This window comes from Inquilinus sp. OTU3971 (assembly GCF_038440215.1).
Genome location: NZ_JASATH010000083.1, coordinates 20,943 through 32,200, shown reverse-complemented (window position 1 = coordinate 32,200; position 11,258 = coordinate 20,943). Strand labels below are relative to the sequence as shown.

The 11,258-nt window shown below is 68.4% G+C and carries 10 protein-coding genes; 1 reads left to right on the top strand and 9 read right to left on the bottom strand.

Annotated features, from left to right (window positions below; translation table 11 throughout):
- The 6 genes from AAHM41_RS20835 to AAHM41_RS20810 all read right to left on the bottom strand — a co-directional run.
- Positions 1-611 (bottom strand): AfsA-related hotdog domain-containing protein (locus AAHM41_RS20835; protein ID WP_342238497.1); only part of this gene is annotated, 611 nt, incomplete at its 3' end.
- Positions 608-1,450: a tryptophan synthase subunit alpha gene (trpA, locus tag AAHM41_RS20830; RefSeq protein ID WP_342238496.1), complete on the bottom strand. Its 843-nt coding sequence runs from the start codon at positions 1,448-1,450 to the stop codon at positions 608-610. The genes AAHM41_RS20835 and trpA, both read right to left, overlap by 4 nt.
- 12 nt (positions 1,451-1,462) lie before the next feature.
- On the bottom strand, positions 1,463-2,848 hold the full coding sequence (locus AAHM41_RS20825; RefSeq protein WP_342238495.1) for an FAD-dependent oxidoreductase: 1,386 nt from the start codon (positions 2,846-2,848) through the stop codon (positions 1,463-1,465).
- A complete protein-coding gene (locus tag AAHM41_RS20820) occupies positions 2,841-3,896 on the bottom strand; it encodes a hypothetical protein (protein ID WP_342238494.1) in 1,056 nt (351 codons plus the stop codon). Before AAHM41_RS20820 ends, AAHM41_RS20825 begins: the two co-directional genes overlap by 8 nt.
- Positions 3,897-3,898: 2 nt before the next feature.
- Positions 3,899-4,153: a phosphopantetheine-binding protein gene (locus tag AAHM41_RS20815; protein WP_342238493.1), complete on the bottom strand. Its 255-nt coding sequence runs from the start codon at positions 4,151-4,153 to the stop codon at positions 3,899-3,901.
- Between the two features lie 4 nt (positions 4,154-4,157).
- Entirely contained in the window at positions 4,158-5,000 is an 843-nt protein-coding gene (locus AAHM41_RS20810; protein WP_342238492.1) for an AMP-binding protein, read from the bottom strand.
- Between the two features lie 241 nt (positions 5,001-5,241).
- Between AAHM41_RS20810 and AAHM41_RS20805 the strand changes: the two genes are divergently transcribed.
- Positions 5,242-6,795: a CYTH and CHAD domain-containing protein gene (locus tag AAHM41_RS20805; RefSeq protein WP_342238491.1), complete on the top strand. Its 1,554-nt coding sequence runs from the start codon at positions 5,242-5,244 to the stop codon at positions 6,793-6,795.
- A 54-nt stretch (positions 6,796-6,849) separates the two neighbouring features.
- On the opposite strand, the gene AAHM41_RS20800 is transcribed toward AAHM41_RS20805, so the two are convergent.
- The 3 genes from AAHM41_RS20800 to AAHM41_RS20790 form a co-directional block, all read right to left on the bottom strand.
- Positions 6,850-7,056 (bottom strand): hypothetical protein, encoded by a 207-nt coding sequence (locus tag AAHM41_RS20800; protein WP_342238490.1) that lies wholly within the window; start codon positions 7,054-7,056, stop codon positions 6,850-6,852.
- Positions 7,057-7,547: 491 nt separating this feature from the next.
- Positions 7,548-8,135, bottom strand: a complete 588-nt coding sequence (locus AAHM41_RS20795; protein ID WP_342238489.1) for an MFS transporter — start codon at positions 8,133-8,135, stop codon at positions 7,548-7,550.
- Between the two features lie 122 nt (positions 8,136-8,257).
- Positions 8,258-11,131 (bottom strand): ATP-binding protein, encoded by a 2,874-nt coding sequence (locus AAHM41_RS20790; RefSeq protein ID WP_342238488.1) that lies wholly within the window; start codon positions 11,129-11,131, stop codon positions 8,258-8,260.
- Positions 11,132-11,258: the final 127 nt, after the last annotated feature.

The window sequence follows — 11,258 nt, the reverse complement described above, 5'->3', positions numbered from 1 at the left end:
TTTTTTAACCCCCCCCGCCCGCGCCCCCCCCCCCCCCCCCCCCCCCCCCCCCCGCGCCGGCAGAGCTGCAGGAAGCATTCGGCCAGGTAGACCGGGGCGTAGCGGCCACGATCCGACGCCGGCAGCGCGCTGGCCAGCCGATGCGGCAGCTGGATCGCGGCGCCTGCGCCGGCCTGGCCGAGGAACACATTCTCCGGCCGCGCCTTGCGAATGGAGCGCGGGTCCAGCGCCGCGAAGGCGGCCTCGGCCGGCATCGGCGCGGCCCCCGGCTGGGCATCCTCCCCCTCCGTCACCTGCGCCTCGGCGCAGAGCCGGCCGCCCTGCGACAAGGTGCAGCGCGTGGTCCGGTCCGCCGCGCTTCCGACGAACAGCTCGATCTCCAGCGGCCGGTGCAGGGCGGCGATCGCCCGGAAGGCGATGTCGAACTGCGCGAACCAGGGCGGCGCGGCGGACACCCTTGCTTCGGCAACCGCGGCCAGGGCGACGTCGAGCAGCAGCAGGCCCGGCAGATGCCCCAGCGGATGGTCGAAGTAGAAGTCATGCCGCAGGTCGACATGGGCGAGAAATCCCGCGTCCCTGCGCTCGATGCGAAAGGCTGCGGTCGCCGTCATGCCGGCCTCTCCTCGGCGAAGCGCACGGCGCCCTCGGCCGACCGGACAGGCGACGGGCGAAGCCCCTGGACGAAGGCGGCCAGATCCTCGACCGGATCCCGGCCCAGGCGCAGCGCGGCCTCGATGGCCGCGGCGCAGGCGCTGCCGACGATCGCCGCATCCGCCCCGGCCCGCCGCAGCGCCTCGACCTGGTCGGCCCGGGTCACGCCGAAGCCCACGGCGACCGGCACGGTCGTGACCCGCCGCAGCGCGCCGATCACCGGGGCGAGCGCGTCGTAGCCCCGGGCCGGCGCCGTTCCGGTCCGGCCATACTGCGCCACGAGATAGAAATAGGCCGAGGCCCGCCGCGCCATGTCGTCCAGGATCCCGGGCTGCGACGTCGCATAGCCGGTGGTGACGACCGGCAGGCCGGTCCGGCCGGCGGCGTCGTCATGGGCGGCGCGCAGGCGCGGCGGCAAGCCGTGCACCAGGATGGCGTCGGCGCCCGCGCCCTGCGCCCGGCGGAACACCTCGTCCAGCCCCGCCGCGCGGACGCTGTGGCTCCAATCCACCAGCAGGGCGATCCTGAGATGCGAGAGGCCGGGCCGGATCCGGTCCAGGAAGGTGAGGACGGACGCCAGATCCGCGCCGCCGGCCAGGCCGCGCTCGGCCGACCGCCGGATCACCGGCCCGTCGCTGACCGAGTCCGGGAACGGCACCGCCAGCTCGAGGCAGTCCACGCCGCCGCGGTCCAGCATCGGCACCATCTCGGCCAGGTGGTCGAAGGACGGGTCGCCGGCGTTGAGGAAGATCGCGAGGCCGATCCCGCCCGGCGGTCGATCCGAGAAAAAGGTTGGCATCCGCTCCCTCCCTCAGGCCGGCGACCGCAGGGCGTCGGCCCCCGCGGGCACGGCCGCTGCCGCCCCTGCCGGATCCGCGCCGTCGGGATAGTCGTAGGATCGGTCATAGGCGCCCTCGGCACCGGACAGGTGGCGCGTCGCCGCCATCGCGGACTGGAGGCACCCTTCCATGTTGTGGCCGTAGAGGTAGTCCCCGGCCACGGCCAGGCCTTGGATCGGTTTGAGCCCGGCGAGCAGGCTGCGCCGGCTGTCCGAATAGCCGAAGCCGTAGGCGCATAGGCCGTCGCCATGGCGCCGGACATGGGCGAAGACCGCCTTCCCGGGCAGCGGGTGCACCCGCCGGAAGGCATCCTCCGCGATCGCCAGCAGCGATGCGTCGTCCTGCGTCAGCAAGGGGCGCGCCCGTCGCCCGGCCAGGGTGAAACGCACCGAATGGCGCTTGTGCATGCGGTTCGCGGAACAGTGGCCGAGCGGGCTGTCCGGATCGAACATGATCGAGTTCATCTCCGGCGTGAACACGTCCGTCTCGTAGTCGGCATTGATCAGCGCCAGCGGGTGGTAGGGGATCCGCGATGCCGCCCACTGCGCGCCGGGCGGCAGGGCGACGATCTGCGCCAGCCGGTGCAGCGGCGTCGCGACGATCACCGCGCGGGCATCGATGCTGAAGGCGCCGGCGGGCGATCTGCCCTCCAGGGCCTTGACCCCGCCGGCTTCGAGGACGACGCGCCGAACCTCGTGCCGCCGGCGGATCTCCACCCCCTGCGACAGATGCGCGAACAGGTGCGCGGTGGTCTCCGGCAGGGAATGGTGGCTGCCCTTGCCGAAGGAGGACAGCAGCATCATCAGCGTGGCGTAGGAGAACTCGTCCGGCTCCGCCGCCCCCATGATGATGGTGAACATCCGCAGCGGGCCGCGGGCGAGGCCGGCCGGGACATGGGCGCTGAGCGGCCGGCCGTCGTATCGGCGCTCCAGCGCCGCGCTGCTGCCATCATAGTACCGCACCGGCGCGCCCGGCCGGCCGGCCCGCCGCAACAGGGCGTTGAACTGCAGCACGGAGCGCAGGCCGATCGCCCGCATCATCCCCAGCCCGTTGGTCAGCGTCGACCGCTTGTCGAAGCCGTAGACCTTGCCGTCGAGCACGATGTGGAAGTTCGGGTGCTGGCGGTCGAAGGACAGCGAGTGGAAGCCGCGCAGGATGCCGTTGAACAGCTTCCAGTCGGAGGCGAAGTTCTTGCCGCCGATCTCGTAGGACACGCCGTCATGCTCGATCGCCCCGGCGCGGCCGCCGACGGTGTCGGTCGCCTCCAGCACGACCGGGATGCGGCCCTGCTGCCGGACGAAATGCGCGGCGCCCAGGCCGGCGATCCCCGCCCCGATGATGTAGACGACGTCATCCATGGCTTGCCCCCATCGGCAGGAGCTGCGGCGCGCGCTTGCGGCCGAAGGCGCGGATGGTGTCCGCCAGCGCGCGCGCATGCCCGTCGCGGATCGCCAGCCGGGCCATCTCGATGGCCTCGGCCCAGTCGACCGCATTGCCCGCGATCAGCGCCAGGGCGGCGGCGTTGAGGCTGACCGTCTGGATCGCGGCCGCCGGCCCTTCGCCGGACAGGATGCCGAGGAAATGATCGACGACCGCGGTGCCGTCCCCGGCGGGCGCCAGGTCGTCCGGCGATCCGGTCACGGCGATGCCCTGCCGCAGCGGCCCGACCGACATCTGGCTGGCGTCGTTCGGCGTGATGACGTTGATGTCGAAGCTGACCAGCTCGTCGATCCCGAGATCATTCCGGCACAGCCAGATCCGGCGGGTCTCGCGGCTGGCGAGATGCTTGAGCGCCGGCAGCACCGCCGGGTTCGAGACCCCCGTGATCTGCGCTGCGACGGGCATGTCTGCCAGGAACGGCCCGACCACGTTGAAGAACCGGCCCACCACCTTCATCTCGAGCGGGACCACGGCGCGGGCCAGCAGGGTCAGCTCGGCGGGGTAGACGAAGCCGCCAGCGAAGGCGACGCCGAACCGGTCCAGCAGGTCCTCCAGCTGCGCCGGCGACCCGGCCAGCGGAATCTGCAGCCGTTCCAGCAGGTCGATCGATCCGCAGCGGCTCGAATAGGCCCGCGACCCGGTCTTGACCACGCGGACGCCGATCGCGGCGGCGACGAAGGCGGCGGCGGTGGAGATGTTGAAGGTCGCCGGACCGCCACCCGTGCCGACGATGTTCACCGTGCCCGCCGGCAGGACGGGCTTCGGCCCCGGCCGCCGCTCAGCCAGCGAGCCCAGCAGCGCCACGATCGTCGCGTGATCCGGCAGGCCGGTCGACAGCGAGGAGAGGATGGATGCAGCCTCGACCGGCGCCACGCTGCCGGCCTGCAGCCTGTCCCAGAGATCGTGCCAGGCGGCCGGCGGCACCGGCCGGTCCCGGGCGATCAGGGCGCGGACGAGCCCGGACATGGCTAGGTCGTCTCCAGCGGGCGGACGCGATCGAGGAAGGAGCAGATCGCGCCGACGGAGCTGAAATTGCCCGGCGTCATCTCGGTGACGTCGACCGCGATCTGGAAGTGGTTCTCGATCCAGGCGATCAGCTTCAGCAGGCCGAGGCTGTCGATCACGCCGCTGGCGATCAGGTCGAGATCCCCCTCGAGCTGCTCGACCGCGACATCGGGCAGGAACTCGTCGACGATGAACTGTCGGATGGTGGAAGCGTGCATCGTGTCAAACCCCTTCGAGTTGGCTGTGGAGGATCCGGCGACGGTCGACCTTGCCGGTCGAGGTCCTGGGCAGCGCGACGTCGACGATCTCGATCGATGACGGAATGGCGGCCCGTGCCAGGCGCAGGGCGCAGTACCGGCGCAGCACCAGGCTGTTGAGGCCGGCGCCGCGGCGCCGCACCACGGCGTGCAGGCGGTTGCCGGCGAGGTCGTCGGGCACCGCGACGACCGCGGCCTCCATGACCTGCTCATGATCCAGCAGGGTCTGCTCGACCTCCTGGAGGTTGATCCGGGTGCCTCGGACCTTGACCTGGAAATCCTTCCGGCCCTCCAGCATCAGGGCGCCATCCTCGCGCCGGCGGACGATGTCGCCGCTGCGGAAGAAGATGCGGGGAGAGCCGCCGCGCCCGATCGCCAGGAACTTCGCGCCGTTGAGCGTGGGGTCGAGATAGCCGGGCGTCTGGAACGGGGTGGAGACGACGAGCTCGCCCCGCCCCATGCCCTCGACCAGCCCGCCCTCCGCATCGAGGATCAGGGCGTCGACCCCGGGCAGCGGCGACCCGATCGGCAGCGGCGCCTCCACCCCGGCGGCGAGGTCCACGGTGTGGATGAAGCTGTCGTTGGTCTCGGTGCAGCCGTAGATGTTGTGGAATTCCGCAGCCGGGAACAGCCGCGGCAGGGCGGCGAGGCTGGCCGGCGGCATGCGGTCGCCGGTGAACAGGACGTGCCGGGTCGCCGCGAAGACGGCGCCGCGGCGCTCCTGGTCGTTCTTAGAACCCGCCACAAACAAGACCAGTCCCTCGGCCGTGAAGCTGAGGTCCCGCAGGTCGAAACCGGTCAGCAGCAACGGCCGGTCGCGCAGGCACCGCTTTGGCGCGGCCGCTATGTCCGGGTCGAGCAGCAGCAGGACCGCCCGCAGATTCTCCTCGAGCAGCGCAGCGGCCCGGCCGCTGGTTTGAAGCCTCGACGGCGGCCGGGCAAGCCGGCTGGAGGTGCCAACGCCAGTCGAAACCGCGGCCTATCGCGTGGCAAGGGCGCTCCGGAACTGGAACCGACCGCGGCTGTTGCTCGAGAAGGAGGCCTGAGCCATGTCAGCGCACGAAGTTCCATCCGCGGGGCCCCAGGAGATAGAGCTCAAATTCGACGTTGCGGCGGCCGACCTTTCACTGCTGAAGCGCCGCGTCGCCGCGATTGAGGGCCGCACAGGCCCTCGCGACATCCAACGACTGACCACAACCTATTTTGACACGGATGACCTGAAGCTGAAAGCTCATGGGGTGTCGCTGCGGATTCGGGAGGAACCGGGTCGGCGGCTACAGACCGTCAAGTCGAACGGAACAACCGGGACCCTGGATCGCGCGGAATGGGAGCGGGAGGTGAACGGATCCTCCCTCGATCTCTCGGCGGCTGCGGACACGCCGGTCGCCGATCTGCTGTCGTCCAAGCGAGCCCGCAGGGATCTGAGGCCGGTGTTCCGGACCGAGGTGAAGCGCACCGCTCAGAAGATCCGCAGCGGCCGATCGGTCGTCGAGCTTGCGGTCGATGAGGTCAAGGTCGTTGCCGGGCGGCGCCTGGCGACGTTCTGCGAGGTCGAGCTTGAGTTGAAATCGGGCGGCGCTGCCGGGCTGTACAAGGTGGCGCGAGACCTGATCGACGCTGCACCTTTGCGCCTCGGCGTGCTGAGCAAGGCGGAGCGCGGTTATGCCCTGCGCGAGCGCACTGCGTCCCAGGCGGTGAAGGCCGAGGCGCCCAAGCTGGCCCCGGGCGTGAGCGTCGCGGACGGCTTCCGCGCGATCGCCCATAGCTGTATCCGGCAATATCGGCTGAACGAGGAAATCCTGTTGCAGCGGCGCGATGTCGAAGCACTGCACCAGGCCCGCGTCGCCATGCGCCGCCTGCGCTCCGCCTTCTCGCTGTTCAAAAAGGTCGTGGCAGACCGCGAACTCGAGGCGATCAAGGAGGAGATGCGCTGGGCGTCGGAGCCGCTGGGCCGCGCCCGCAACCACGACGTGTTCCTCAAGCGCGCCTCCTCTGGCCACACGCCAGAGGGCGTGGACGCCGCCGATTTCCTGCGTCTGATCAAGGATGACCGCGAGCGAGCCTATGATGATGTGATTGCGGTGCTGCAGTCGCCCCGCTTTGTCGCGCTCGTGCCGCGGCTGGTGGAATGGCTGGAGCGGGGACGCTGGAAACAGCGTTCCCGTGACGACGCTGAATGCCTCCGGGGGTCAATCGAGAGTGCCGCAGCCTCCATCCTGGACTCCCGACGGCGCAAGGTGCGGAAGCGGGGGAAGCATCTCGCGAAGCTTGACCCGATGGCGCGGCACCGGATCCGGATCCAGGCCAAGAAGCTGCGCTATGCCGCCGAATTCTTCGCGCCGCTCTGCAACGGCAAGGCGGAACGTCGGCGGCACGCCAAATTCGTCCAGGCACTGGAGGCGATGCAGGATGAGTTGGGCGCGCTGAACGACATCGCCACGGGGCGCGAGCTGGTGGCCGGACTGGCGCAGAAGCGGGCGGCGTCTGAGCCCGCATTTGTCGGCGGGCTCATCGCCGGGGCTGCAGGAGCTGAGGAGCCGGCCCTGCTGAAGCAAGCTGATGCTGCTCAGCGCCGCTTCGCCAGGGCTAAGGCGTTCTGGTGACAGTCCGCCTACCGAACGTTCACCGAACCGCCCGTACTCGACCCGGGGCGGACATCAATGGGTGCTTTTCCTGCCCGCCAGGTATTGGCGGCCGTCATTCAGAATCACCTCGACGTGTTCGGACCGGCGGTGGCGACGCTCAAGCTCGTCGACCAGCGCCCGGATGTCGTCGGAGTAAGCGGTGGGCCCGCGGAGGTTCCGGTGCAGCTGGAGCGCCAGAATCTCGGTCGGGGTAACGGAGTACAGCTGGCGATATGGCATGGGTGGCCACCGTTGTCACAGTTCCGCAATAGTCCGACTTATATCACGATAATGTGACATGGACATTAGGACGAAAGATCCGGCTTTTTCAGTGTGGGAAGATCACCGGTACAGGGTTCCATATTCCCAATGGCCAGCTGATGGCGCTCCACGCTTCCTTGCCGACCTGCCCAGGCCGAAGGACGCCATCTTGCGGGTGGGATGCGGACGATCTCACCGCCATCGCGCAGTCTTGGTCGCGCAGCCGGCGATGTCGAACGCCGTGTGCCGGCTCCGGCGTCGGTGTCGAGGACAGCAGGCGAGTAACGATCTGGACAGGTGTGTGAATGGACGCCAGATCGGGATCCCTCAGCATCGAGTGAAATCAGGCACTTACCGCGCCGATCGGCGCCGGGACCCCATGCCGATTTACAGCTTGGTCAGCGCGCGCAGCTCTTGCAGCGCCGGGGCGCCACTCAGAGCGTCGGTGCGCGGAGTCCACAGCCAAAGCGTCAACAAGGCCAGGACGCCCAGACCAGTGACCGCCAGATAGGCGTCACGCCAGCCCAGATGCTGTCCGAGGAAAGTCGCGATCGGCGAGCCAACGATCGTGCGACCGTCAGGCCGGTCATCACAATTGCGAAGGCGCGACCCGATTGGTTGGGCCCAACCACGTAGCCAGCCACCACAGCGCCGGCCCCGAAATATCCGCCGTGCGGCAGGCCGGCGACGAATCGGGCGGTCATGAGTGTCGAGGGATTGGGCGCGATCGCCGTCAGGAGATTGCCGACCAGGAAGAGCGCCATCAGCAAAAGCAGCAGGTTCTTACGGTTCAGCCGCGCTGCCAGGAGGGTGATGAGTGGCGCTCCGACTAGCACCCCGATCGCATAGGCGGTAATGACGTTTGTCGCCTGCGGCAGGCTCAAGGCCAGATCCGCCGCGAAGAGCTGCAGCACGCCCATGCTCATGAATTCCGAGGTGCCGATGCAGAAGCTGCCCAACGCCAGGGCCAGTAGCGTGAGGCGGCCTTGCCGATGTTCGTCGGCGCTTGCGTGGCGGCTGACGCCGGCGCACTGCGCGGCGAAGGCTTGTTCGTGCATGGTCTGGGTCCGTGGAGTTCGCCATGCGCCGTTCCGCGGCGCTACGCTTCTTCCAACCTTAGGCGAGCGGAAGGACCCGTTCCGGTTAAATGCGGTTAGGAGGCCGCCGCGATTGCAGTCGGCTAGGCGCGGGCCTGACCGGCCTGGTCGCGGGTGTCGAGAAGCGCACGCGCGCGGCGAAGATCCCCGGTGTCGAAGCCCTCGCTGAAACGGGCATAGGCTTGGACCAGAGCGTCCTCAGCGTGGGCGTCCAGACCACTCATGCGCCCGTGCTCCACTAGGCTAATGGCGGTGCGCAACTGCCAACCTGGCGAGTTGAGCTTCAGCGCCCATTCCATTGACTGACGATAGCAGTCGCCCGCCTGCGGGGATTTGCGCGCGCCCTCAGCGCGATACATGTCGCCCTTGATCCGCAGCATCTCGGGGATGCCGATGATCTGACCCGTGTCGAAAGACATGGCCATGGCCTGATCGACATAGGCGTGGCCGCCCTCGAAGTCGCCATGTTGAGCCAGACCCTCGGCGAAGTTCGTCAGGTAGTTGTTATAGCGCAGCCGGAATCCACCATCGTGGAGCTCGGCCAGGGCTTGCTGGTAGGAGGCGATGTCAAAGGGCTTCTCGGCTAAGAGTTGCCAGCGGCCGCGCAGGCAAGTGGCCATGGCGCGCCAAACGGACAGCCCGTGTTCGGTCGCGTGCTGCAGGCCTCGGGTCAGGAAGCGATCGACGCCCTCGATGTCACGAACATAGATTCCCACGACCGCCGACCCCAGCAGGATCGCGTGGCAGAGCGACACGGCGTAGTAGGAGTCCTCGGCCTCGCGAAGCTGTCGCTGCGCCATCTCCACGGCCTGGTCGGGAAAGCCATTCAGCCACAGCACCGAGGCCAGCGAACCGCGGGCGGCCAAACGTTGATCGAACTCGAAGCGATTGGCGCGGCCTCGCCAATCGAGCGGCAGCCGCTGACTGACGATGCCCTCAAGCTGGCGCTGCGACGCGGTCAGGTCGCCCATATACGAGAGTGCTGATCCGGCCTGGGCGTCGACGTGCTGGCCAGCGGCGATCTGCTCCCGGATGGCGACCACCTGCGCCTTTTTCGAGCCTGAGAGCGCCGCGCGCGTGTTGCCAGCCCAAAGGTCGAACTCCGACAGTCCGCGCAGGGATTCGACCTGGGCGTCGGCGTCGCCTAGCGCCTCGGCGATTTCGTGGGCGCGGGTTAGGCAGGCCTTCACCTGAGGTACCGGGCCCCGCACATGCAGCAGGGTCGCGCCCAGGGTCAGATTCAAGATCAGATCGTCCCGTTGACTCCGGAACGCGGCGAACCGCTTGTCGAGCGCGCGCTCGACCGCGGCGCGGCACTCGTCGACGAGCGACAATCGCTTCCATAGCACGATCGCTGCGATGGTCAGCTCGATCCCGATCGCAGCGTGGGCCATGTCCGAAAAGGTCCACCGCAGCGCATCACGGATGTCGTCAATCTTGCCGGTGTTGCAGGCCAACCAGGCATCTCGCGTCGCCCATTCGGTGGCGGAGGTCGCCTCCGCTGCGATCTCCAGACAGTAGCGAGCATGACGTAGGCGGATCGCTTCGAGCTCGCCCTGCTCGACAATCTTCGCTAGGCCGTAGCTGCGTGTGGTGTCGAGCAGTCGATACTCGACACCACGATCGCGGGGCTCGGCGGTGACCAAGGATTTGGAGACCAGCTTGGCCAGATCGTCGGCGATCCGCGCCGTCCCTGTATGCGCGTCGGTCGCGACGAGATGGGCCGCCTTGAGGGGGAAAACGCCGGCGAAGATAGCCAGCCGGCGCAATAGGGTCTGCTCGCTTGCGGCCAGTAGATTGTAGCTCCAGTCGATCGTCGCCGTCAGCGTGCGATGGCGTTCGGCGCCGCCGCGCGGTCCTTCCAAGAGACGAAAGCGATCGTCCAACTGTTGGAGCAGGCCCGCCACCCCGAAGGCGTCGATGCGGGTGGCCGCCAGCTCGATTGCAAGCGCTAAACCATCAAGACGGCGACAGATTTCGGCGGCCTTGGGCGCGTCCGCGTCGCTGAGCTCGAACCCTTCCAATCTGTCCCTGGCCCGATCGACGAACAGCTGCACGGCCGGAAACGCCAGAGCCTCGGCGGCCCTCAGGTGCGCAGCCGACGGCGGCGTCTCCAAGCCAGGCAGTCGCCTGACCCGCTCGCCGATGACGCCGAGCGGCTCGCGGCTGGTGGTCAGGATCTTGACGCCCTCGGCCTCGGCCAGAATGCGACTGACCGCGGCCGCGACGGGCTCGATCAGATGTTCGCAGCTGTCGAGTACGATCAACATCTCGCGACAACGCAGATAGGCGCAGAGGGCCGCGAGCATGTTGGCCGAGTGCGCCGTCAGGCCGATGCTCGTGGCGATGGCGTTGGCCACCAGCGTCGGATCCTTGAGCGAGGCCAATTCGACCAGCCATGTCCCATCGTGGAAGGATCCGATGGCTGGCTCGACGGCGGCGATCGCTACCGTGGTTTTGCCCACGCCGCCAGGGCCGACAATCGACACCAGACGCGTTTGCTCCAGATCGGCCTCGAGGACCTTGATCGCTCCAGCGCGGCCGACAAGCCGCACCGTGGGGTGGGGAAGATTGTGGTTGGGGGGCGTGGCCACACCCTCGATGGAGTCCGTCTCGGCGTCGGACCGGCGGACCGCCGCCACGAAACGATAGCCCCGTCCCACGACCGTGGCGATGTAAGGGGACTGCGGATCCTCGCCGAGCGCGCGCCTCAGGGCCACCATATTGACCTTGAGGTTACCCTCGTCGACGAAGAGATCGGGCCACACGCGCGCCATCAGTTGGCGCTTTGTCACCACCTCCCCCTGTCGCTCGACGAGCACGGTGAGCATGTCCAAGGCGCGATTACCGAGCCGGACCGGCGTTTCGTCGCGCAGCAGCAACTGGCGCTCGGGAATGAGCACGAAGGGGCCGAAGGCGTACGATCGCGGTGGCGGATCGGCGTAATTGCCGCTCAAGGCGGTTCTCCACAAGGCGACGAGGTCGAAGCTTGGCTTATGTGCATAGAGCCTGCGTCGGTTGGCGAAAGGTGGTCAAGGTCGTTATCCACCGCGCACCGAGGCTCAGGTCGGATCCTGGATCCGG

Bases quoted from the DNA above. Each gene is read 5' to 3' on its own strand.
- AAHM41_RS20795 (WP_342238489.1), bottom strand. From the start codon at position 8,135: ATGCACGAACAAGCCTTCGCCGCGCAGTGCGCCGGCGTCAGCCGCCAC.
- trpA (WP_342238496.1), bottom strand. From the start codon at position 1,450: ATGCCAACCTTTTTCTCGGATCGACCGCCGGGCGGGATCGGCCTCGCG.
- AAHM41_RS20805 (WP_342238491.1), top strand. From the start codon at position 5,242: ATGTCAGCGCACGAAGTTCCATCCGCGGGGCCCCAGGAGATAGAGCTC.
- AAHM41_RS20800 (WP_342238490.1), bottom strand. From the start codon at position 7,056: ATGCCATATCGCCAGCTGTACTCCGTTACCCCGACCGAGATTCTGGCG.
- AAHM41_RS20825 (WP_342238495.1), bottom strand. From the start codon at position 2,848: ATGGATGACGTCGTCTACATCATCGGGGCGGGGATCGCCGGCCTGGGC.
- AAHM41_RS20815 (WP_342238493.1), bottom strand. From the start codon at position 4,153: ATGCACGCTTCCACCATCCGACAGTTCATCGTCGACGAGTTCCTGCCC.
- AAHM41_RS20820 (WP_342238494.1), bottom strand. From the start codon at position 3,896: ATGTCCGGGCTCGTCCGCGCCCTGATCGCCCGGGACCGGCCGGTGCCG.